Source organism: Streptomyces sp. NPDC040410 (genome assembly GCF_055595715.1).
In genome coordinates, this window is the sequence record NZ_JBVIVK010000004.1 from 275,196 (window position 1) to 296,545 (window position 21,350).

Genomic DNA, 21,350 nt, shown 5'->3' on the forward strand with positions numbered 1-21,350 from the left:
GTGCTGCGTCAGCGCGTCAGCGCTTCACAGCGGTCGGTCAGGAGGTCCAGCCGCCCATCATGCAGGAGTTGGCGTCCTGCTGGGACCGGTCGACGGACTTCTTCACACCGGCGACCACGGCCGGCGAGTCCTCCTTCACGGCCGCCACGAGGTCGGCCAGGACGGTGCGAGGCATCGCCGCGGTCTGGGCCAGGTCGGTCTGCGTCGGGCTCATCCGTTTACCCCTTCTCGAATACCGAGGAAGCCAATTGCCCCGCCAACGACCCCAAGATATTGACGACTTGAGGCCGTTTGCTGTGGAGCGAACTTCCGAGAAGGAACGTACAGCGCGCACACCGGGACAGGAAAGAGGGAATTGCAAGGTCATCAAAGATGGAATATGCCAGGAATTCATAGCCGGAAAAGGGCATGCCTATATCCCGATCCGACTTCGCGAATAGCAAAGAAAGGATCGGGTATGCAATTCGCCAATCAGCGAAGGCGTGGCCGGAAATACCATTGAGCGGTGCGGGTTGAAAACGGCTGTCCAGTCGCGTCTCCTCCCAGGGAAGGGGATTGCGCCCTTGGCCGACTGCCGGCTCTTCGTGTGAGCCGACCGGTGAGTCTGGCCCCGGCGCGGGGCGTGACCTGCCGTGGGGGAACGTCGGGTTCCGTGCCCCGCGCCGGGAGTTGGACCTGCTCGACGGCTGTGGTCCCGGTCGGCCGCCGAGCAGGGGTCTAGGCGGCGGCAGCCTCCAGGGCGTGCGTCAGCTCATCCAGGGTGATGAGCTGGAACGTCTTCAGGCGCCTTATCAACTGGGAGGCGAGGAAGGTCGGCAGGTTCGGGTGGCCGTACGGCAGCGGGTGCTCAGGGGTGTCGATGACGTGGACGCCGTGCTGGGCGCTGAAGCCGTACATGGTCCCCTGCACTCCGAACAGCGGGGCCGCCTGAGCGAGGTACACCAGGGGCCGGCCATCGAGGTGCGGGCACAGAAGCGCGGCGGCTCGTGCATGCCTGGCGCAGACGGGCGGCTGCGAGGTGAGCACCAGGTCGTCTTCGGTGCGCAGCTCGTCCGGTCCCGCCATAAAGATCCATCCCAGTGGCGTCTTCGCCGGCTGCACGCAGACCTGGCAGCGCAGCTCCTGCATGGTCTCCCGCTGCCGGGACGGGTGCACGAACTTCCAGCGGGGCTGGCCCGTCGGCATGTTCGATTCGTTCCTGGTCGTCTGCGAGCAGCGTCCCCACAGGACCTCGCGCACGTCTCGGTCCAGGGGCGTCTCGTCGCGGTATCGGAGCCGCGGCCAGGACGGAATGGAGAGGTCGATGACCAGGTTGTCCGGAGCGTTCTCCTCACCCTCGCGAAGGGTGATGTAGGGAACTAAGCGCGGCATGGTCGCGGATCGCACGGCAGGGTTCTTCTCTCTCGGTCGTTCGGTGGGTGTGGGCTTTGCCATCGGTCACGCCGATCTCTTCAGGCACTGGAGGTCGCCCAGCCGCTCGTGCAGCTCGTTCGCGGACCAGGCCATGCGGCGCAGAAATCCGACGGCTCGGCGATAGTCGCCTGGCATCTCCTCGGAACGCACGGCGCGGGCCTTCTTGATCAGGCCGGCCGCCTCTTCGTCCTTCTGGTCTGCCTCGTTGGCACTCGCTATGTCGACGAGTTGCATGAGGTGACCGCGGAGGCGCTGGGCGAGGTCTTCGAGGTCCTCTTCCTGCGGTGGGACCTCGTCGATGACGGCGCCGACGTCGTCCAGCAGGGCGGCGCCGTTGAAGGGCGTCCACCTGCGAACTGCTTCGAACACGTTTTGCAACTCTGCTACGGAGAGGGGCGGATCCCACTTCGCCGGCTGTCGCGTCATCATGCCGGGCACTCCACGCGCTGGGGCTCGCCCTCGGAAGGGATGCGGAGTGCGCACTGCACGTCCTTGCCGTCCGCTGTCGGCTCGGCCTTCCACCAGACGGAGGTCTGTTCGACGAGCCACATACCTCGGCCGGTACTGCTGTCCCAGTCCGGCTGACGAACGGTCGGGACGACGGAGGAGTTGTCGTGCACGGTGATGGTCAGAATCTCGGGCGTCGCCCGGAGAATCAGGACTGCCTGCCCGTCCACGTGCCGGTGCACGTTGGTGAGCAGCTCGGTAACGATCATCAGGGAGTCGTCGACTAGAGGGCTCAGCTCCCATAACCGCAGGTGGGCGCGGACGATGCGACGCACTCGGTGCAGGTGGTGCGGATGGACGACGATCGGTGCGCGCCACTCGCGGTTGCCGTCGTACATGCGGGTCATCACACCGCCTCCAGAGTCGGGCTGTCGGCACCAAGGCAGGCCCCTGCTCCGGGAGTTGACTCTCCGGGTCGAGGTCGCGTCGCTGTGTGTCCAGACTGGGCTGAATGCATGCCCGGACGCAACATGCTTGCGGGAATAAATGCTCGGAAGCCAAAATTCCTAGTGCCGGTGGCATATGCCAAGCTGGGGGGATCTTCCATGCGCCTACTGCCGTACGTCAGACTTGGCCCAGCTCAAGGAGGGGATGTGGCGAGTCGACAAGGCCCAACGCTCAGGCAGAAGAAGCTCGGGGCCGAGATGAAGCGACTGCGGGAAGCCGCAGGCGTCGGGCAGAAGGATGCCGCGGCAGAGATCGACGGCACGCAGAGCAAGATTTCGAAGATCGAGGGCGGGAAGGTCAGGCCCCGCCGGCTGGAGCTGCTCGCCCTACTGACGCTGTATAAGGTCGACGATCAGAAGCTGACCGAGGACCTCCTCACCCTCCTGCGGGAGAGCGGGCAGACTCAGTATCTACCGGACTACGACCTGCGCGCAGACATGCGCGAGATGGTGGAACTGGAGTCGCAGTGCACCCGAGTTGAGGCGTTCGCGACCATGCATCTGCCGGGGCTGCTCCAGATAGCGGAGTACGCCAGCGCGATGATCGAGGGTCTTGAGCCGTCACTGACCGAGGAGGAGGTGGCCCACTACGTCGGTCTTCGTCTGGAACGGCAGAAGATTCTCGAACGCGACCAGCCTCCGCAGGTGGTCTGCATCCTGGACGAGGGCGTGATCCGCCGTCCTGTCGGAGGGGCCGCGGTCATGCGGCGACAACTCGCCCAGTTGCTGGAGTTGGCGAAGAAACCGCACGTCACAATCCAGGTCGTGCCGTTCGAGCAGGCGGTCTACGCTGGACTTCACGGGAGCTTCCGCACGCTCGTCAACGAGGACGCGAACACCCTCGATGTCGTGGAGGTCAGTACCTGGTCGAAGGCGCTATACATGCAGGATGCTGCTGATGTCGAGGTCTACCGCAAGCTCTTTGACGAGATCCGCTCGTCCGCCCTATCGTCACGCCAATCCGCTGAGTTGATCACCGACGCGATGCGGGACTACGAGAAGTCGAGGGAAGCAGATGATCCGCAATGACCTCCCGGCCAGTGGCTGGAAGAAGTCGAGCTACAGCGAGGGAGGCAACGCCCAGTGCGTTGAGACCCTGTCTATCGGTGCCGCCGAGCTGGCAGTCCGGGACTCGAAGGCCCCCGAGAAGGGTGCCTTCGTCTTCCCAGTCTCCTCGTGGACGTCCTTCGTCGCCGCGCTGAAGGACAACGCACTGCCGGGCGCCTGACTCGCTTCCGCGCGTAAGGACCCCCCAACTTGCTGGTTGGGGGGTCCTTACGTCTGCTCAGAAACCGCCGGCCTGCGGGGTGAGGGCATAGATCCGAGGCGGCTGGATCTCCTGGTAGTCCATGTCGACGACCAGGTCGTGGAGTTTGAGCGGTCCGGTCGCGTTGTACGGGACGCTGATCATGAATTTGCGGCCACCAGGTACGACCTCGTGCACGCTGTAGAAGTACGGCTCGTCGAGATCCGGGTCGTCGCTGGCCGGCAGGTCGACGCTGAGGGACCCGTTGACCACCTTCAGCCGGCGAGCGTTGGGCACGACCAGGTCCCCGGTGGCCTTGTCCCGGTAGCGGCGGTCGGCCTGCACGAGGACGGAGCCGGGCAGGGGCTGGCCGCCCTCGGCCATGTAGGTCGCCACGACCGTCTGCACGGCGATGTCGGCCGGGAAGGGTGCCGGCGGGTTGGTCGTCGGGGTTCCGGGGCCGGGGAGCTGGTTGATCGCGGTCCAGCCGGGGATGTTGTACGGGTCGTCGGGGTCGTAGCTGTGGTAGTTGGGGTCGATCGTCACGCTGGCTCCTATGCGGCCCGGCCGTAGAAGAAGTTGCTCTCCTCCTGGACCTCGGGCATGGACAGGTCGGCGGTCATGTAGACGGCGTTGGCGAGGGAGTCGACGTAGTCGTCGTGGGCGCCGGCCTCCTCGGGCGCGTGCACGATCACGTTGGGTCCGGCGAACTCCAGCTCAGCGTCTTCCATCTGGGTGCGGAAGCGCTGGAAGGTCTTGGTGCGCTTGACCTTGCTGTGTGCGGGCCAGGCGATGTTGTCGGTTCGCATGACCTCCATCAGGTGTTTCCACCGCTTGGACTGGGCGCCGCGGTCGGAGGGGAGGTCGATGATGTCGACACCGGGCATGAGCACGCGCAGCCGGCTGGCCACGACGTCTCCGATGCCACCAGCGTCGATACCGACGGCGAGCACGTTGTAGTTCGCGAGGAAGTCAACGATCCGGTAGTACTGCTCCTCCCACCCGAGCCCGCTCAAGTCGAGCCAGTTGAGAATGCGGTGCTCGTACTGGCCGAACTCGTCCGGGTAGTCCCAGTTGACCCACACGACCGTGACGATCGTGCTGTCCTGCTTGCGGGCGGGGTCGATCCCGACGATGACGGGGGTGCGGTGCCATGCCGGCACGAGCTGCATCGACTTGTCCCCCAGGTCCTCCATGCGCTCGGAGGTGGTGAACATACCTCTGTCGAGGAGCCACTGGAGGCGGTAGGAGAGGCGGAACTCGTCGCTGTCCTCACCGATGGTCAGCATCTCACCGCGGATGTAGATGCCGTAGTCCGGGTGCGCCTTCGCGACGTCCTTCCAGGTGGCCTCGAAGTGATTCGCTCGCGCGCCCCGCTTGGTGGCGAACCGCTTGTTCTGCTGGATGATCTTGTAGAAGATGCCCTTTGTGTAGGTTGGGGTCCCGGTCAGGATCATGGTCCCTCGGGTCGAGGCCAGCATCGGCGAGATGCTCTTGTTGACGACCTTCTCGTCGGCAACCTGGGCCTCGTCGATCAACACGACATGGTAGGTGCGGCCTTCGATCTGGGCCCTGGGGTGACAAGTTTGCTTGCGCACGAGGCTGCCGCACTTGACCAGGCGCAGCTCCTTGCCCTTGCCGACCACCTTCTCGTCGATCTCCGGGTCGGCCATCAGCTCCAGGGCGCGCTCGGAGGTGAGCCGGCTGACAATGCGTCCGTAGATGTTGTCCGCCATGTCATCCACCGGCGCAAAGGCGCCGAGCCAGACACCCTCGCGGAAGCGGCCGAGGAGGTTGGGGAAGATCGGCGCCAGGCGGGGGAACATGATGCACACCGCGGCGAGGGTGTTCGCGAGTGTCTCCGACTTCCCGCTCTGACGCGCCCAGCAGGCGGTGATCTTGGCGGTGTCGCCGAGGATCAGCGACTCTAGGATCCGCCGGGCGAGCGGCACCTGGTAGTCACGCAGCGGGTGTCCGCTCAGTTCGTCGATGACGAGCAACATCTTCTCGATGATGCGGTCGACGGTTTCCTGGGACACCTCGGGATTGACAGGGAGCTGGAACTCCTCGTCGTCCTCTATTCGAGTCCCGTCTTCAGCCGTCGATGTCATGCACTACCCCACATTGCTCCAATTCGGTGCAATCAGGGTAAAAAGGCACGGTGAAATTGTGTTAGTGCTCAACAACCACTTCAGCGCTACGATCCATTCACACACCAAGCACATACGCAGGGGGCGGGCATGGACTGGGAGAGAGAAGACATCCTGGCGGGGGCGATAGCCCGCGAAGCCGACGCGGTGCGCTCGGTACCAGGACACAACCTCAGCGACGGCCAGGCGTACATGGTCGCCGCCGGCCGCGTCGCCGAGCGCTCCCTCGTCCGTGCCTACCGCATCGGCATCTGGGCCGGCACCATCCTCGCCGTGTACGTCGGCGCCGAGACCTGGTACGACTCCGGCAACTTCAGCGACTCCCTCGCACCGATGGCCATCACCATGCTGCTGGTCTCCGCGATTCTGCTGCGCCTGACCCGCCGCATGCGCTGGGACGGCTTCAACGTCGGTCCCTACGCCCGCGAGGTCGAGTCCTCTCTGCGCCGCGCCCAGGGCGGCGTCCACCTGCTGCGCATCTCGGGCTACTGCGTCGCGGCGAGCTTCGTCGTCTACATCCTCTGTGTGTCCTGGGCGTTCCCGCTCACCTAGGCTTAGCAGCACAAAGCCCCAACCCACTGCTACCGGGTTGGGGCTTCGTCATGCCGCCTGGCGTTCCTGTAGCTCTTGGACGATGACCGCCAGGGCAACCACGCCGTCCACGGCCTCCGCGAGGGACTCCTCGGTGGGCTGCTTGCGGTGCCGGTACAGCGCTGCGGCGATCGTCGAACCCGTGTTGTCGGCCGCGTCGAGCAGCTCGACGACCGGGAGCCGCTTGACCCGCCGTTGCGCCTTCTCCAGCAGCCGGTGTGCCGGCCACAGCTTCTCCAGCAGTCGTCCCAGGTTCATCGGTCCAGCCCCAGCATCTGTAGCAGCTCCCATTCCTCGTCATCGTCCTGGCTCCTGCGGGCCACCTGCCGGCGGGCCAGGTCCTCGTCAGTCATCGCGGCCGGGGATGTAGGGCTTCGGCGTGCCCAGAACCGCCACCAGGGCGTGGTCCTCACTCGGAAGCCTTTCGGTCCACCAGCCGAATCCGACACCCTGCTTGAAGGGGAGCCGGAACACTCGCGCGTTGCCCCGGCGAAAGGGGTCGCGCATCTCCTGGGTCCAGGTCTTGTAGGTGAAAGGCCATCCCCGGAGAGTGGGTACGCGGCGTATGAAGAAAGGCAGTCTGATCATGCGCCGCACCCTAGTGTCGATTTCCAGAATGTGTTAACGGATGCGCCGGTAGGGGTGCCCTTCGAGGGCCTTGTTGATGATGTTCCGGCCTTCGGATCCGGTACGGCGCACGTTCTTCCACACGTTCGGAGAAACGCGGTAGTACTCGTAAATGGGGCCACCGTGACTGCCGCGGCCATGCTCGCCATTTCGGAACTCGACTCGCATCGTGTGGCTCTTGGAGTCGTAGCCGGCGGACACGGTGCGGGGACGGTTCCGGTCGATGGTGTGGTTCGGCCAGGTGTTGAACGTCAGCAGCTTGTCGGTGTTGCCGGTCGCCCGGAACTCCTCCAGCGCGGCGCGGGTCTTGGGACGCATGTCCCGCTCGTCGTACGCCTGGAGGCGGTCGACCTGGCGCTTGGAGTACCGGGTACCGCCGAGTGCCGGCTCGGGCAACGCTTTGACCGGCGGGGGCTTCCATCCGCGGTTAGGCATCCTTGCCTCCAGGGTTCTGTACGGTCCAGCCGACGGGGTGCTCCTGGCCTTCGGGGTCGATGTCGACGCCCGGCTTGTGCGGGCAGAAGCGGCCGGCCTGGACGTGCCGGCCCTGCCACCACACACACGTGGAGACCTGCATCAGTACCTCCCGGCCGCTCTGGCGCAGTCCTTGCACAGGTGGATCTGGCTGTGGGCACCGCCGCTGGTCGTGGACAGGGCCGCCGTGCGCGAGGGGTGGTTGTCACAGTGGTGCCGCGGCTCGGCCTGCTCTGCCGGCTTGGCGGGGGTCTTACGGGTGGTGGTCATGCTGCTCCCTGGTTCTTCACGATCTGGGTCTCGACGCGGTCGCCGAACTGATGGGCGGCGCTGGTGGCGTGTCGTGCCTTGATGGCGGTCAGGCGCAGTGAGACTGCTGCGCTCTTCATGCGAGCTGAGGCGTCCGCGAGGTCGATCGAGTTGTGCTGAGGACGCTTGGTGCTCCAGAAAGCCACGGTCGCCCCTTTCAGCCGTCGCGGCGGGGGTCGGCCAATGTATTGATGACACGGTCCATGACATCCGTGACACGGGTTGTCGCCGTGACCATTTCCTGCGCGGTAGTCGTCATCGACTCCGCGAGCGGGATGACTTGCTCCACGAGATCTCTCAGTCTCGCGTTCTCGTCTACCTCCCGGCGATAGGTCTTTCCGGGGACGACGACTTCGCTGACGAAGATCGCGAAGACAAACGCAGCAAGCGGCCCCAGAATCAGCGGGTTGTCGAAATTGACACCGCCATCTGGGGCCGCTGCTGCGAGCAACTGGTGAAGCATTCAGACCGCCTTCAGCGTCAAGGACTCATGCCCTCAATGCTAGGCGGGGAGCTTCACATTGTGTTATCTCAGAACTTCTGGGAGAGGTAATTGACGAGAACGTCGGTGCCAATGTCACCCATGTCCGCCGGCTGGTAGTTGGGGCCCTTCAGCACCTTGCCGTCTTCGCGGAGAACGGGCCTCCCGTCGTCCCCCAGCTTCGACATGTTGCTGTCGTGGACCCTGGCGAACGCCTTGCCCAGCGGGATCCCGAGGAGGTCGGCGCTGCCGAAGACCACGTACAGCAGGTCCGCCAGCTCCTTGGCGAGATGCTGGAACTCCTCCACCGGGAACTCCTGGCCGCCGACCTTCTCCTGGGCGGCTCCGACGGCGTCGAGGACCTCCTCGAACTCCTCGCGGATCAGCGTGACACGGCGTTCCAGCAGGGCGCGCAGCGTCTCGGGGTCGGTGATGCGGTCGCTGACACCGAAGGCGTGGTGGAACTGGGCGACGGCGCCCTCGTAGTCGACGAGGGTGGTGTTAGGCGACATGAGCAACTTCCGGATGGGTGGGGATGATGGGCCAGGAGCCGTTGACGACGGCCCTGGGGTTCTTGGTGCGGCGCAGCCAGTCCTGATAGCCGGCGGACTGGGCGGCGAACCAGAGCTTCTGCTTGCCGTACAGGTCGGCCAGGTCCTGGCCGTGGACCTCGTGGTGGTAGGTGCTGCGGTTGAAGGCGCGCTCGTCCTCGGCGGTCTGGAGGATCCGCTGGGTGACCTGGACGGCGGCCAGGGCGTCGGCGCCGGCCTCGTGGGCTCCGTTCAGCGTCACGCCGTAGTAGTCGGCAAGGGCCTCCAACTGCCGCTTGCCGGGGCGGAAGGGGTCGACGCGGCGGTCAAGGACGTAAGGGTCGAGGATGACGGCGTCCTTGGCGGAGGCGATCATCTCGCTGATGGGCGTGACATCGTGGCGCCGGCACTCGCGGTCGAGGAGGGTCAGGTCGTAGGGGGCGTTCATGATGACGAGGGGGATGCCCTCGCTCAGGGCGCTCCAGATCCGCCCGGCGAGCTGGGCGGTCGCCCTGATGGGGTTCATGCCCTCGGCCTGCGCCATCTCGGTCGTGATGTTGTGGACGGCTGTCGCGCCGGCCGGGATCGGGATGCCGGGGTCGACGAGCCACTTCCGGGAGCGGCGCAGGGAGCCGTGGAGGACCTCGACCCACGCGCCCGTGACGATGCGGTCGTTCTCGACGTCGACTCCGGTGGTCTCCAGGTCGAACCCGATGAAGGTGTCCGGGATCGGGCTCACGCGGCCTCCCGCACCGGGACGACGCTGACGGTCTTGCCGGAACGTTCCTGCATCTCGGCCAGCAGGCCGCGGTAGGCGTTGAGGAGCGCCGGCATGGCGTTGCGGGCGACAAGGTAGAAGGTGAGGTCCTCGCCCTCCTCGTCGTCGAACAGCTCGATGCCATGGAACTCCTGCATCCCACGCGCGGCGTTGAACCGGCCGCCGTACAGGGGCCCGGTGGCGTCGCAGACGCTCTGGAGGAAGTCCAGGTCGGACTCGCTAAGCCGCTCCAGGGGCTCGTCGGGGTGCGGGATGAAGCAGTCGGCGCAACTGACGTTGCCGTACTTCGTGCGCTCCCAGATGTGGTGCTGGGTCGGGTCGTCGATGGCCTTGGCGGGGCACGTGCCCGAAGGCGCGTAGGTCTCCCGGAAGAGCCGGACCGTGTCCGGCGTAACCTCGGGCATGCTGTCTCCTCTCACGGATCAGGCGGCGACGAGTTCTGCGGTGGCGAGCACCTCGCGGAGCGCCTCGTCGACCAGGACCTCGACGGCCTCGTCCAGGACCACTTCGGCCTGCCGGCGGGCGGCCACCGCGCGGAGCTGCTCATCCAGCGCGTAGGACGGGGACTCGTCGAGGTTCTTGCGTGCGCGGTCGTACCGGCGGGTGGTGCGCGGGTCCGCGTGGCCGGCCATGTCCTGGACGGACTCCAGAGACTTGCCGCTCTCCAGCGCCAGGGTGATGGCGGTGTGGCGGAGGTCGTGGGTGCGGATGGTGCGGACACCGGCTCGCCGGCACAGGCGCTTGACCATGTCCCAGATGCCCTGCCGAGTGATGCGGCGACCCGTGGAGGTGACGATCAGCGCGCCGCTGGTGCGGTCGCCGAGGTACTCCTTCAGGGCCGCCCAGGCGCTCGGCGGGATGACGATGGTCTGGGTGCGACCGCCCTTGCGAGTGATGCGCAGGATCTTGTGGCCGCGCTCCTCGCCCAGGTCCTCGTAGTCGGCGTTGACCAGCTCGCTGACGCGCATGCCCGTCAGCAGGAGGACGTGGACGACTGCGGAGCACCGGAGGCTGTACGCCTCGGCACCGCGCAGGAGTTGCTCGGCCTCCTCGAAGGTCAGGCCGGTGGCCTGGCTGATGGTCGAGGCGGGCTGGCGGTCGACGAGTGCGGCCGGGTTGCGGAAGACGAAGTCCTCCAACTCGGCCATGGCGTACTTGAACAGGCCGCTGACGACGGACAGGTGGCGGTTGGTCGCGCCGTTGCCGTAGTGGTCGGCGAGCCAGTTCTTGAAGGCGTCCATCTGGACCCGCTTCTGGTTGAAGGGGTCGAGGCCGGACTCGGCGCACCAGGTGAGGTAGTGGCGCAGGTCGCGCTTGTACTCCTCGCGGGTACGGCCGGACTTGGTCAGGAGGTAGGCGCCGGCTACGGCGATCGGCTGTATACGACCGTTCTCTACGAGAGCGAGCTGAGCGCCCATGTCCGCCTTCCGTCCGTGCAGTTGGGAAGGCCCTCCGGCGCTTGGTGCCCGCCAAGCAAGAAGGCCCGGAATGTCACCCGTTGCGGCGTTGCCCAACGCCTCTTGAGTGACATCCCGAGCCTACTAGAAGAACAACTTGTTCCTCAAGTTGTTGCTCAAGTTGTTCGTCACATGACCCAGACTTCGGTGTCGCTGACGATTCTCAGCCGGCTGGCGTCCCCGCCGGCCCGCTCCATGGCCACCTTCAGCACCTCCGGCCACACCTTGACCTCGGTGCGGACCCGACTGTTGCGCGAGGCCCTGCTGGCTCCGACGGAACGATTCCTCGCCGTGCGCGCCCTGCGCGCGACCGCCTCCTCGCGATCCAGCCGGTGCCAGACGTCCGCACTGTGCCGGACCACCTTGTCGAACGCGGAGGTACGGTCCTCGAAGTCGCCCATCCGAACATCTCCTGTCAGCGATACAGCAAGAGGGGCCGGCCTCGGTCTCCCGAGCGCTCGGCCCCTCTTGAGTTAGGTTGTCCCCTGATTCGGAAGGCCGCGTACGCGGCACCGTAATAAGGTCACTGCTTCGCTCCAGCCGATCCCTCGGTCGTATGAAGCCCCAGATCCTCACGCCGCAGGCGGGCGTACAGCTCCATGAGAGGCTGCGCCGGCATACCCGTATCCGGCATCTTCACGATCAAACGCATGTCCTGCGGCGACAGCCGCGGGTCCCTGTTGTCGAACGCCGCATTGAGGTACTCGCGCACCTTGGAGGGAGTGATCTCCTCCCAGTCGTCGCCGTTGGCTGCGTCCTCGCGCCGGCGAACCGTCTTGAAGAGGTCCTCGGCCGCGAAGCTCAGCTTGCCCTTGTCCTGGAGCTTTTCGATCAGCTCGCGCTCCTCCGGGCCCTTCAGTAGCTCGTCCCGGCCCTGCAACACGTTGCGCAGGTAGTCGCGAATGTCGGACGTGGTGAACAGGTTGCCCCTGTGGTCCTCGAACAGCTTGTAGAGGGCCACCTTGGCGGCCTCAGCGCGAGAGAAGTACGGGGAGTTAACCTCGTACCACTCGCCCTTGTGCTCCGGGCAGAGGAGCAGGTTCATTGCTCGCGAACCGTTGATCATCACGTAGGTCGGCGAACCTGGGATCGGCTTCCCGCAGACGACCTCGCGACCGGTCTCGTCGTGCTCGATTACCCGGTTGCAATGCTTCGCCCCTGGCCTCTCCACCATGGTGCGCTCCTTCCGTGCCGCCCAATGCCCAGCGGCGCAATCCCTTAGCCGACCCGTCTGGGCGGACCTCACAAACATGCAGCGACGTCCGCCACTATAAACCACGAGTTGGTCAACTTGTGCGCCTACTTGTTCCACAAGTTCGAGCTAATTGGGTCACAAACCATTCAAACGTTCGATTCCTTCGTTCGAACGCTCAGTACCGTCTCCCCTGTGAGCAGGTTGATCGACCACCGCAGTCGACCAGCCTCTATGGCCTCCTCCAGCGCCTGGTCGGCCGCTAGGCCATACAGGTCCGGAATCGCGCCCTCATGTGGAACGTCTTCCTTGTCCCGCAAGAACGGCCCCCTTCGGCTATAGCCGGCTGCCGCCATGACCGGGATCGCTCCCGTGCTCTCCGGCTCGGCCACCACAGTCATGGCGCACACTCCCCAAGACACGAACGTCAGATCAGACGCTCGAACGATGCTGCTCCCGCGCCGTAGGTAACCCCCGGACCGGATGGGTCCACATCTATCACCGCCACACTTTGTTGACCATCTTGTGCCTCTTGTTGTGGATCAAGCGTGCAAACGATCAACGTCTGTTACATGACAAGGTGTACCCGCCGGTAACACCGCGCTGAAGTGCAGATATACCACTGACGGTACCTATCCGGCCACCACACAGTGATCATCGAGACGATTGAAAACACAAGAGGTTGCTGTGACGAGCGTCACACGTTTGAGGTCTCGTTCACCTTCTGTTCACCTACCAAGCAGCCCGCATACCGGCCAGTACGTGGCTCCCAACCTGCGGTTTCACACGATCGACACTCGGGTAAGGGCCCCGCCCTGTTAACCGACCTTCACGCCGCCGCCACGCGCTCCCGATACGTCTCGATCACTTCAGCGCACGTCGTCTGCACAACATCACCACGCAGCTTTCGGCCACGCATCGCCGAACGGGCCACACGGTCCACGAGAGCGAGAGATGATGTGCTGTTCCGCGGCAGCCGCTCGTACTGGACGCGGTCCACTGCCGGGCCGAGAGCCTCCAGCAGCCGGCGCAACTCGACCGGCACACGCTCCGGGAAGCCGTCCGGCGCCCACGCCCGCAGGGTCTTCAGCCCACGGTCGACCCCGTCGAGGTCCCCATAGATCAGAGGTGCCTGCGCACCGGCAGACAACGCCCGCATCGCCGTCGCGAGCACGTTGGCCACCTCGTAGTAGGGGCTGCCGGCCACGTCCCGCTCGAAACGAACAACGACCACGTGCCCGAGCGGCCGGCCAGCAGGGTCACAGCGCACCGAGGCACCCGCGGCTCCACCACCCCCTGGCCCCACCGACGCATCGCACGACCAGGTCGAGGACCAGGTCCTCACGCAGCCTGGCCCGTAGCACTCTGCGCCGGCACCCACTGATGCCGCCCGAAGCCCAGGTCGCGCCTCCTGTACTTCAGCAGATCCGCCGCAACCTCGACGGCCCAGCGCCGCTCGTCCCGATCTGCCTCCTCCCAGCGCCGCACCACTGTCGAGAGCCACGCCGCCACCGTCCAGCCGAGCCGCGGCGAGCCAACCAGCGCCAGGTGCTCCAGGACGAACTCAAAGCGAGGCGCGAACACCTCGATCACGCAGCTCGGCTGCTCGACGTTGTCGACGACCACTGGAGTCTTGCTCCCCCGCGTCTGCGACTGGACGTACCACTCGCGACCCTTCTCCTGGATAGCCGCGGCCGACGCCTTCAGCAGCTTCTCCGCAGCCAGCTCGACCAGGGCGCGGTCCTGCTCCATCTGCAACTCATCGCTCATGCGCGGAACGTACGACCAGAACCGCCGGCTACGCCTCTACAGGACTTACTCGCCCAGGCCAACCGTGACCGAACCGTCACCAGACGCACGAAAGCCCCGCCTGGGATCTAGTCAGGCGGGGCCTCGCGCCGATCCCCGATTGCTCGGGGAGCAGTAACCCTCATGTCGTCGTGCGCATCAGGGTCATATCCGCCTACGCGGATAGCAGTGTTGCGATCCATCACCGATCTCTCGGTGCCACGCGACCACTGTGTTCGTCGGTCTTGCGAACCCTCTTGGGCTTATGACGCGATCACCGTGGTACGTAGTGCACTCGGCCGAGGAGAAGGTGGCCTGCTGGCTGCCGGCATACCTGTAGTTGTTGCTGCGATGGTGCCTCGGTCGAGCAGGTCCAACTATGGCACAGGGCACCGACAGTTGGCACGCGATCCCAGTTACCCGATCGGGTGGTGCGATCGCCGGCACATCGTTCCGCGGCAACCGTTTCTGTACCCGCACGGCCGGCCGCACCGGTCGCCTCCCACGCACAGCGCGACTGCCGCCTCGTCCAGCGCGGCCCGGAAGCTCTCGTCGCGGCGAGCGAGTCCGTGCACCTGGCCGGGGGTCACCTCAGCTCGCTTCGCCGCAGCCTCGATGCTGTCGACTTCGCCGGCCGCGACCAGTTCAAGCACCAGCCGGCGCCGCTGCTCAGGGAACGCAGCGTCCGACGCCGCGCGCCTGCGCTGCCGGGTGTCCTCGTTGTGCCAGGCCAGACACTTCTCGCATCCGCACCCCAGCCGCCACAACGTCGAAGGTGCGTAGCGCGTGTGGTCGAGTGCCGGCGGCTCGGTCTCGGCAGCCGCAATAAGGGCTGCGCCAGTCCACACCTTTCGGACGCCGTCGGCGCCGGGCACCCTTTCTCGATCCTCGCCTGGGAACCATCCGCTCAGGATGAGTGTGTGCGTCGAGGAGAGCGCCAGGCCCAGCAGCTCTGCCAGGTCGGCTGCTCGGTACTTCGCGTCAGGGTCGATGCTGTCGACAACACGGGCGAGCGGGTGCTGCATACGAAAGCCTCTTCCTAGGCATGGGGTGGCTGCGCTAACCCCCACATGCGTGGGGAGCAACTGCTTGCCGCCTCGGCGCGCACATCTACCAAGGGGCCACCCCCGCGTCGGCGGGGAAGAGGTTCGCCGGCCACTATGCCACGGGCCACCGACGTTGGGGAGCCTCGACGCCGCAACCGACTCGTCAAGCCATATGTCCTGTGACCAAGCACACATGACGCTCCGTACTGCCCGACTCGACAGCTCCGCCGGCTCGTGTGCTGCAATACTGCTCAGCGTGACCATCTCGACGACTTTCGTGGCTCTCCGTCTACGAAATCTCGAAACCCACCCCAGTCACGGACGGCTACTGTCAGATTTGCTCCACCCGGTGGCTATACGAGTGATCAGGGGGCAGTAGCCGGCTTTGCCCATTTAAGGGTGGGGGTGTCCGTTTCACCCCTTCTGTTCCAACCAATATTCATACACGATCTTGCATACCTTCTCATGCACGTGCACATGCCCGTTTCGCACCCCATGTCGGCTAGGCCGGTCTCTGCACCTTTTGGGTAACTCCCAAATTCCCATTTGGGTACGCCCCCACCTGCACGGACGTCGCCGGGTCATCTGAGAAAGTGTCATCACTCCCCAGGTCAACCCCTTTGCACCACCTTTTTCTGCATAAAGTCGATAGTTACGCAGCGTGCACGGCTACTGTCAACCGAGGGTTGCGCGCCCGTGGGCCCACCCCCTGACAAACGGACCATCAGATACGCAGTGAGTTACTCAACGTGCATACATGCAGGTGAGGGGCACGGGCCGGCAAAGTGTGGCCACTAGACCAATCGGGCGCTACTTACTTAGGCTTACCTATGTCAGCAGTAGCAGAAAGTAGCGACCGCGGTTCGTCACAGAAAGTACTTACAGCGTTGCCGTACGTGCTCACAGCACGGCATGGCACAACGTAGCTACGTACTCACTGTGTGTATGGGGAGACTGCCGAGACTCCCCCTCACCCCCCGGATTCCTGCCGAGAGCCGCTGTGAGGCGCAAGGGGTGCCGAGAGCCGCTGTGAGCCGCTGTGAGCCATGCCGAGAGCCGTAGGGCACCGAGAGCCGTACGACGTACCGAGAGCCGCTGTGAGCGGCACCGAGAGCCGTAGGGCAGTGAGCGGCACCGAGAGCCGCTGTGAGCCGCTGTGAGCCATGCCGAGAGCCGTAGGGCACCGAGAGCTGTAGGGCATGCCGAGAGCCGCTGTGAGCCGCTGTGGAGCCGTGCCTAGTGCCTACGTGGTGCATGCCGTTGCGGAGCATGCCGACAGGCTTTCCGTCGCCCCCGAAAAACGGACATCAAGGGGCGCATGCCTACACAACGGACAGCCGAGGTCGCCGGCTTCTCCCGGACGGGCAAAACGGACATAGCCGGTCATGGCCGGTCAAGCCGGTCAGCGGCGAGGCTAACGAGCGGCAATGTGATGCGCGTCACATTGGAGCATAAAAGCGCAGCTCAGAAGGGGTGCCAAGTACCTGGCGAGCGCTGATTGCCAACTAGTTGGCGCGTAGGTGTGGTGCCAGACGTCTGGCACCCCCTAATGTTCTCTGTGTCGGAACAAGCGGCCACCGGAAACGGGGGGGCGCGAGTGAAGACACCAAAACAACTGAGTCACCCGGATTGAAAGCCTCGCTCCCCCCCTAGGTGGGGGGAGGGGGTGAGTAGAAAAGGCAGTGATCGTTCTTTGAGAACTCAACAGTGGAATCGCTAGCAAGTGCCCGAATGGGCAAGCGAGCGAGTGTGTGACTGGCAGTGCCGTAGGCATGTCACGTCTAGGGTCCATCTACCTACGTACCGTATTGATCATGAGTCGTAGGTGCCATTAAGCGATGGGGAGTCCGGGGACGTGTCATGGAACCAAACGCGCGCAGTCATACCCTCGCACGTTGCTTGCTAGCTGACGTGCGGAAACAGTAAGGAAAACTCTGCGCGGTGGGCGAGAGCCTGCCACTATCACGCCGACGTGCGGATAGGGCATGTATGCAAGGGGCGTTATGTACTGCGTACCTTTGCGCTGCCATTCGCTTAGTCCGATTCGTTCGGGCTGAATGGTGACCGTATGCATGTGGTCGGAAGTCCGTGACTGCCATTCGTGGTGTGTCATGGGGACGGACGGTCAGTAGAGTTTTGGCGGCAAGAGCTAACACAGAGGTACTGCCACTGTTTCCGTAACGTCACTCTCTCTCATATCGCCCCCGGAATCCGGGGGCGATCGGGGGCACCGTTCGTGGTGCAATTGGTGAGTAACACGTGCGTAATCTGCGCCATGGTTCACAGCAACATAGGTGAATAATGTCCGAATGCCGGCCTCGGCTTCGGACCAAAGCCATGGAATGAGCGCGCGGCCTATCAGCTAGTTGGTGAGGTAACGGCTCACCAAGGCGACGACGGGTATCCGGCCTGAGAAGGCGTCCGGACACAGTGGGACTGAAACATTCCCACCCGCATAGCGGAGAAAACCACGTTAGATTTGCTCCGGTGCCCCCTACCCTCTCTTAGTTCGGTCCGCCTTACCAGCGGACGACGGTGACCAGTGGAATTCGTTCTGCTGGTCCCAAATCTCATGCACTACGGTGCGGCAGGGGCAAGCCGGCTTGTCATGCGCGCTTTCCCCTGCCGTAGCCGAGAGCCAACGGCTTGGTATCCGTTGGTCGCACATGGGAGGAGAGAGTTATGGACCGCAACAGCCTCAAGGACTTCTTTTACAAGAAGGTCTGGGAGGTGAACAGCGATGTCAACGGGCAGGGTCGGTCCTACGGCTGGCATGCAACTCACTGGAATGACCTCATGAAGGCCATCGACCAGTACGCCGATACCCGTAGTGCTCTGTCCCAGTCCGTGGGGCACGAGGTGACTCGCGAGAGCTACCTGTCTGCCTTGGCTGCGGCCCGGTTCGGCGACATCGCTCCGTTCCTGGAGCGGTGCTGCCCGAGCTGCGGTGCGGGTGATGAGTCCGCATCGGACGGCGAACACGGTGTGTTCGGCGGCTGTGTCGTGATCGGCTGCGGCGGCAAGCTGCTCGTGGACCCCGCAATTCTGGGGTTCAAGGCAGCGCCGTCCAAGAGCAGCGCGCTCACGTGGGCAGGCAAGGAAGCCGTGAAGGCGGACCCGTCCATCTGGGATGACGAACTTACGTGGCGTCTCGGCAACGAGGACCGCTACATGGGAATCGGTCTGTCCGAGAAGGAGGCGGTCATCGACGCCATGCGCGGCGAGCGTCTGACCTGGAATCTGGGTCCGTGCCTGAAGCCGTCCGGCGAAGTGGACTGGACCGTCGTGGTCAAGGACATCCGCCACGGTGCCATGTCCGAGTTCATCAGCACCCCGTTCGGCGTGCTGCTCATGGACTGTGGCTGAAGTCGTCCCGGCGACTCTAAATAGGCGTTAGGCCGGGAGCGTCCGACCCATAGGGTCGGGGTCGCAGGAATGCGAATTGAGAGGAGAGAGCTATGGAGAAGAAGTTCGAAGAATCCACGGTGTTCTACTGCGTGGAGTGCAAGGACGTCTTCACTGTGCCCGGAGAAAACGTCGTCAAGGTCATGGACGGCGGTGAGGACATCCACGCTACGTGTGGACTGTTCGAGGACTTCGTGTCCGATCCGGAGTGCAGCAACTGCGGGCAGCCTTACGGGTTCCTCGCGCTCTAGTCGACTCGGCGACTCTAAATAGGCGTTAGGCCGAGAGCGTCCGCACTATCCGTGCGGGGTCGCAGCAGTGCTGCGAGGCAGGGGTGGTGCCCTGTCTATCTTGAGAGGTAGAGAGCAATGCAAGAGGAATACACGACCGTCATGGTTTCGTCCCCGGCTTTCCTCGCTGGGGAGGACAGGCGATTCGTGCTGGGAGGGTCCGTCTATCGGCAGCACTCCGCCACGAATCCTGACGGCAAGGTGTACTGGATCACGTGCACCCAGAATGGTGTCACCCGTTCCTCCCAGATCTGGAAGTCGGCTGCGACGCGCCGGAACAAGTGGAACGACATCATGATGGGCAAGGCGGTCTGATCTAGGCGGGCAGGGCTCGCCGGCTTGGGAATGCCCCTGTGCCGGCGCGCCTTGCCATGCCCAAATTCAAGTCGACTCGGCGACTCTAAACAGGCGTTAGGCCGAGAGCGTCCGCACTATCCGTGCGGGGTCGCAGGAGTGGTGTCCTGCCATCGAGAGGAGAGAGTATGAGCATCAGCCCGATGAACTGGTCCGAGCGCATCCTGCGGCCCAGGTCTGGTGCGTGGAAGCAGTGTCCTAACTGCAAGCGGCGGAACGTCTCCATGCGTTCCCCGCACTCTCGCCCCGACGGTCGTCCGTGCAAGTACGTGGTGGTCTACCGCACGTACTACACCGAGGACATGATCATCGACGGCGACTTCGGTGCGCCGCGCCTTCCGAACGGCACCTTCGGTCCCGGTCCGCTCAAGACCTTTGAGGTTTTGGACTGCACCCCGAAGGGGGTCACGGGTCCGTGGGACAACCCCGTCAAGCTCGCAATCGACGCCATTCGTGACGCCGACTGCGCGTACGACGAGGGTGCCGACTGGTTCTACAACCACGAGGGTTCCTACCTCCGTGACCACTACTCGGGAGAGCGTATCGAGCCGTCCGCGCACCTCTACGGGTTCGAGGACGAGGAGGACGCGCACATCCACCACGTCATCCAGCGCGGGTGGAAGCAGTTCTGGGCGGGCCTCCGTATGGCCGCCTAAGCAGTCGACTCGGCGACTTTAAACAGGCGTTAGGCCGAGAGCGTCCGTGCGGTTTTCCGCACGGGGTCGCAGGGGTGGTTCCCTGCCCTGAGAGGAGAGAGCTATGACCGCGACCATTGCTATCGATCCGGCGTACGTCGACAAGTTCGCGACTGCGGTAATGCACGCTGCCCTCTGGGCTGACTGCATGCCCCAGGCCGCGGGCGACGACGCCGAAACGGGGATGGATGCCGGTGAGGCCCAGTCGTACGACCTGTCGGACCTTTCCGACGACTGCCGTGCGACGTTCATGGAGGTCTGCGAGGACTTCTGTACGGCGAACGCCGTCGACCTCTCCGACATCGACCCCGGCCGTGCTGGTCACGACTTCTGGCTGACCTCTCGGGGTCACGGTGCCGGGTACTGGGACGGGGACTACCCGTACGAACTCGGTCAGCGTCTCACGGAGGCGGCCAAGGTCTACACGTTCGACGGCGTCTGGTTCGACGAGCACGGGTCCGTGTTCATCGACTACTGACGTCCGATCCGCGGCGGCCCGGATTCGCCGGCGAGGTATGCCCTCATGCCGGCGGATCCTTCCTGCCCAACTTCCAATGCCGAAACTCCCCGTCGGGAGTCGTCGTGAGGTGGTGCTCACGGCCTGACGAAGGCAGCCAAACGCTGAAGTCAGCTCTGAGAGGAGAGAGCATGCGAACCTACAAGATCGTGCGCGAGCAGGCCATGGGTACGTTCATGTGCCCGCCTGGTTTCCACGGCTTCACGTACGCGGTCCACGAGTTCGTGGGACCCAAGGGTCGCAGGGTCATCGGCGAGTACTCCCTGGAGTACCTGCTGTCCGGCGAGGCCGACGCTTCGGAGCACATCCGAAACGAGGCGGCCCGGCTCATCAGCTCGGTGAAGCCCACCGAGTCCGAGGGTTGGGTGCGCCAGGTCTACGGATACTTCAAGCACTGCTACGTGCCGGAGTCGGGCAGCCGCAACGCTTCCGACCTGATCATCCACAACCCCACGCAGATCGCCGTGGACAGGGCGTACAAGGCCCTGGACACCACCTTCGCGCGTGTTCGCGGTGAGGCCGAGGCTCTCGGCAAGAACCCGCTGAACTACCGCCGTGGGGTGACGATGCTCTATGGGAAGCGTCGCGGATACGAAGTCACGGCGAAGCGGGACGGGTCCACCGTCTACGTCTACGCCCTGGCGGACGACGGCACGCGTTACGCGGGTGCCCACCTGTCCGACTACGCCGACGTTCTGCGGAGCGACGAGCAGTTCGCCAATGTCCGTTACCAGCCCGAGTGCGACGAGCACGAAGGGCGGATCGTGGCGGACGTCCGCGACGTGCCCGAGCAGATGGACCCCGAGCGTCACGCAGCGGTCGCCTGCGTCCGGCAGTACTTCCCGGACCACCAGCCGCGCCTCGACCTGATCGAGAATCCGGCGAAGGGCTACGGCCAGTGGCCGTGCTCGAAGTGCGGCGAGAAGGTGCAGTACGAGGCGCAGTTCGACAAGTACGCCGTGGTCTCGACCCGTGTGGACGGGCGTGGCATGACGCACTGGTCGTACGGCCTGGAGTGCACCGACGGTGAGCCGCACGAAGTGAAGTAGTCCGA

32 protein-coding genes, 1 other RNA gene and 1 other annotated feature are annotated in these 21,350 nt (G+C 64.6%); of the genes, 10 read left to right on the forward strand and 23 right to left on the reverse strand.

The genetic code is table 11. From position 1 onward, the window contains the following. Positions 1-37 precede the first annotated feature (37 nt). From ACZ562_RS11085 to ACZ562_RS11100, 4 genes are all read right to left on the reverse strand, one after another. Complete coding sequence (locus ACZ562_RS11085) at positions 38-214, reverse strand: hypothetical protein (protein ID WP_471176322.1); 177 nt, start codon at positions 212-214, stop codon at positions 38-40. A gap of 503 nt (positions 215-717) precedes the next feature. Further along, positions 718-1,386 carry a hypothetical protein gene (locus ACZ562_RS11090; RefSeq protein ID WP_471176325.1) on the reverse strand — a complete coding sequence of 223 codons (669 nt, stop codon included), beginning with the start codon at positions 1,384-1,386 and terminating at the stop codon, positions 718-720. 51 nt (positions 1,387-1,437) lie between these two features. Then, entirely contained in the window at positions 1,438-1,782 is a 345-nt protein-coding gene (locus ACZ562_RS11095) for a DUF6415 family natural product biosynthesis protein (RefSeq protein ID WP_471176327.1), read from the reverse strand. A gap of 56 nt (positions 1,783-1,838) precedes the next feature. Next, positions 1,839-2,267: an ATP-binding protein gene (locus ACZ562_RS11100; protein ID WP_471176330.1), complete on the reverse strand. Its 429-nt coding sequence runs from the start codon at positions 2,265-2,267 to the stop codon at positions 1,839-1,841. Between the two features lie 297 nt (positions 2,268-2,564). Between ACZ562_RS11100 and ACZ562_RS11105 the strand changes: the two genes are divergently transcribed. Beyond that, entirely contained in the window at positions 2,565-3,395 is an 831-nt protein-coding gene (locus tag ACZ562_RS11105; RefSeq protein WP_471176333.1) for a helix-turn-helix domain-containing protein, read from the forward strand. Then, a complete protein-coding gene (locus ACZ562_RS11110) occupies positions 3,382-3,594 on the forward strand; it encodes a DUF397 domain-containing protein (protein WP_471176336.1) in 213 nt (70 codons plus the stop codon). Before ACZ562_RS11105 ends, ACZ562_RS11110 begins: the two co-directional genes overlap by 14 nt. 57 nt (positions 3,595-3,651) lie before the next feature. Here ACZ562_RS11110 and ACZ562_RS11115 read toward each other — a convergent pair whose 3' ends face one another. Both ACZ562_RS11115 and ACZ562_RS11120 read right to left on the reverse strand, forming a co-directional pair. Next, complete coding sequence (locus ACZ562_RS11115; protein WP_471176339.1) at positions 3,652-4,158, reverse strand: hypothetical protein; 507 nt, start codon at positions 4,156-4,158, stop codon at positions 3,652-3,654. Between the two features lie 8 nt (positions 4,159-4,166). After that, complete coding sequence (locus ACZ562_RS11120; protein ID WP_471176341.1) at positions 4,167-5,723, reverse strand: phage terminase large subunit family protein; 1,557 nt, start codon at positions 5,721-5,723, stop codon at positions 4,167-4,169. Positions 5,724-5,852: 129 nt separating this feature from the next. On the opposite strand from ACZ562_RS11120, the gene ACZ562_RS11125 reads away from it, so the two are divergent. Next, entirely contained in the window at positions 5,853-6,314 is a 462-nt protein-coding gene (locus tag ACZ562_RS11125; RefSeq protein ID WP_471176343.1) for a hypothetical protein, read from the forward strand. Positions 6,315-6,362: 48 nt separating this feature from the next. Here the strand turns inward: ACZ562_RS11125 and ACZ562_RS11130 are convergent, their stop codons facing one another. The 17 genes from ACZ562_RS11130 to ACZ562_RS11210 form a co-directional block, all read right to left on the reverse strand. Further along, positions 6,363-6,611 (reverse strand): hypothetical protein, encoded by a 249-nt coding sequence (locus ACZ562_RS11130; RefSeq protein WP_471176345.1) that lies wholly within the window; start codon positions 6,609-6,611, stop codon positions 6,363-6,365. Positions 6,612-6,698: 87 nt separating this feature from the next. Further along, positions 6,699-6,941, reverse strand: a complete 243-nt coding sequence (locus ACZ562_RS11135) for a hypothetical protein (protein WP_471176348.1) — start codon at positions 6,939-6,941, stop codon at positions 6,699-6,701. 33 nt (positions 6,942-6,974) lie between these two features. Next, the gene (locus ACZ562_RS11140) at positions 6,975-7,415 is read right to left on the reverse strand and encodes a KTSC domain-containing protein (RefSeq protein ID WP_471176350.1); all 441 of its coding nucleotides are present in this window, start codon (positions 7,413-7,415) and stop codon (positions 6,975-6,977) included. Then, on the reverse strand, positions 7,408-7,557 hold the full coding sequence (locus tag ACZ562_RS11145) for a hypothetical protein (RefSeq protein WP_471176352.1): 150 nt from the start codon (positions 7,555-7,557) through the stop codon (positions 7,408-7,410). The genes ACZ562_RS11140 and ACZ562_RS11145 overlap by 8 nt, the downstream gene beginning before the upstream one ends. Further along, positions 7,557-7,724, reverse strand: a complete 168-nt coding sequence (locus ACZ562_RS11150) for a hypothetical protein (RefSeq protein ID WP_471176355.1) — start codon at positions 7,722-7,724, stop codon at positions 7,557-7,559. Before ACZ562_RS11150 ends, ACZ562_RS11145 begins: the two co-directional genes overlap by 1 nt. After that, entirely contained in the window at positions 7,721-7,909 is a 189-nt protein-coding gene (locus ACZ562_RS11155) for a hypothetical protein (RefSeq protein WP_471176357.1), read from the reverse strand. The genes ACZ562_RS11150 and ACZ562_RS11155 overlap by 4 nt, the downstream gene beginning before the upstream one ends. An 11-nt stretch (positions 7,910-7,920) precedes the next feature. Next, positions 7,921-8,226: a hypothetical protein gene (locus ACZ562_RS11160; RefSeq protein ID WP_471176360.1), complete on the reverse strand. Its 306-nt coding sequence runs from the start codon at positions 8,224-8,226 to the stop codon at positions 7,921-7,923. A gap of 68 nt (positions 8,227-8,294) precedes the next feature. Beyond that, positions 8,295-8,756 (reverse strand): pyrophosphohydrolase domain-containing protein, encoded by a 462-nt coding sequence (locus tag ACZ562_RS11165; RefSeq protein ID WP_471176362.1) that lies wholly within the window; start codon positions 8,754-8,756, stop codon positions 8,295-8,297. Then, the gene (locus ACZ562_RS11170) at positions 8,746-9,513 is read right to left on the reverse strand and encodes an exonuclease domain-containing protein (protein WP_471176365.1); all 768 of its coding nucleotides are present in this window, start codon (positions 9,511-9,513) and stop codon (positions 8,746-8,748) included. Before ACZ562_RS11170 ends, ACZ562_RS11165 begins: the two co-directional genes overlap by 11 nt. After that, positions 9,510-9,956, reverse strand: a complete 447-nt coding sequence (locus ACZ562_RS11175) for a hypothetical protein (RefSeq protein ID WP_471176367.1) — start codon at positions 9,954-9,956, stop codon at positions 9,510-9,512. The genes ACZ562_RS11170 and ACZ562_RS11175 overlap by 4 nt, the downstream gene beginning before the upstream one ends. 18 nt (positions 9,957-9,974) lie before the next feature. Beyond that, complete coding sequence (locus tag ACZ562_RS11180) at positions 9,975-10,970, reverse strand: tyrosine-type recombinase/integrase (RefSeq protein WP_471176370.1); 996 nt, start codon at positions 10,968-10,970, stop codon at positions 9,975-9,977. Positions 10,971-11,137: 167 nt separating this feature from the next. Next, on the reverse strand, positions 11,138-11,410 hold the full coding sequence (locus ACZ562_RS11185; RefSeq protein ID WP_471176372.1) for a hypothetical protein: 273 nt from the start codon (positions 11,408-11,410) through the stop codon (positions 11,138-11,140). 122 nt (positions 11,411-11,532) lie between these two features. Beyond that, entirely contained in the window at positions 11,533-12,183 is a 651-nt protein-coding gene (locus tag ACZ562_RS11190) for a hypothetical protein (RefSeq protein WP_471176374.1), read from the reverse strand. Between the two features lie 167 nt (positions 12,184-12,350). Beyond that, the gene (locus tag ACZ562_RS11195) at positions 12,351-12,602 is read right to left on the reverse strand and encodes a hypothetical protein (RefSeq protein ID WP_471176377.1); all 252 of its coding nucleotides are present in this window, start codon (positions 12,600-12,602) and stop codon (positions 12,351-12,353) included. 428 nt (positions 12,603-13,030) lie between these two features. Beyond that, a complete protein-coding gene (locus ACZ562_RS11200) occupies positions 13,031-13,435 on the reverse strand; it encodes a hypothetical protein (protein ID WP_471176379.1) in 405 nt (134 codons plus the stop codon). Between the two features lie 107 nt (positions 13,436-13,542). After that, complete coding sequence (locus tag ACZ562_RS11205) at positions 13,543-13,971, reverse strand: hypothetical protein (protein WP_471176382.1); 429 nt, start codon at positions 13,969-13,971, stop codon at positions 13,543-13,545. Between the two features lie 434 nt (positions 13,972-14,405). Further along, positions 14,406-15,014, reverse strand: a complete 609-nt coding sequence (locus ACZ562_RS11210) for a hypothetical protein (protein WP_471176385.1) — start codon at positions 15,012-15,014, stop codon at positions 14,406-14,408. 2,264 nt (positions 15,015-17,278) lie between these two features. Beyond that, positions 17,279-17,496: a sequence feature (16S ribosomal RNA rRNA prediction is too short), on the forward strand. A 221-nt stretch (positions 17,497-17,717) separates the two neighbouring features. Here ACZ562_RS11210 and ACZ562_RS11215 point away from each other — a divergent pair. The 7 genes from ACZ562_RS11215 to ACZ562_RS11245 all read left to right on the forward strand — a co-directional run bounded on the left by ACZ562_RS11215 (position 17,718) and on the right by ACZ562_RS11245 (position 21,345). Then, positions 17,718-18,401, forward strand: a complete 684-nt coding sequence (locus tag ACZ562_RS11215; RefSeq protein ID WP_471176387.1) for a hypothetical protein — start codon at positions 17,718-17,720, stop codon at positions 18,399-18,401. 92 nt (positions 18,402-18,493) lie between these two features. Continuing rightward, on the forward strand, positions 18,494-18,691 hold the full coding sequence (locus ACZ562_RS11220) for a hypothetical protein (RefSeq protein ID WP_471176390.1): 198 nt from the start codon (positions 18,494-18,496) through the stop codon (positions 18,689-18,691). A 186-nt stretch (positions 18,692-18,877) separates the two neighbouring features. Then, positions 18,878-19,045 (forward strand): hypothetical protein, encoded by a 168-nt coding sequence (locus ACZ562_RS11225; RefSeq protein WP_471176393.1) that lies wholly within the window; start codon positions 18,878-18,880, stop codon positions 19,043-19,045. 167 nt (positions 19,046-19,212) lie between these two features. Continuing rightward, entirely contained in the window at positions 19,213-19,740 is a 528-nt protein-coding gene (locus ACZ562_RS11230) for a hypothetical protein (protein WP_471176396.1), read from the forward strand. A gap of 103 nt (positions 19,741-19,843) precedes the next feature. After that, complete coding sequence (locus ACZ562_RS11235) at positions 19,844-20,257, forward strand: hypothetical protein (protein ID WP_471176398.1); 414 nt, start codon at positions 19,844-19,846, stop codon at positions 20,255-20,257. A gap of 77 nt (positions 20,258-20,334) precedes the next feature. Next, positions 20,335-20,399, forward strand: an RNA gene (locus tag ACZ562_RS11240) — hammerhead ribozyme type II. 28 nt (positions 20,400-20,427) lie between these two features. After that, positions 20,428-21,345, forward strand: coding sequence for a hypothetical protein (locus tag ACZ562_RS11245; protein ID WP_471176401.1), 918 nt, complete (start codon positions 20,428-20,430; stop codon positions 21,343-21,345). The last annotated feature ends 5 nt before the right edge of the window (positions 21,346-21,350 follow it).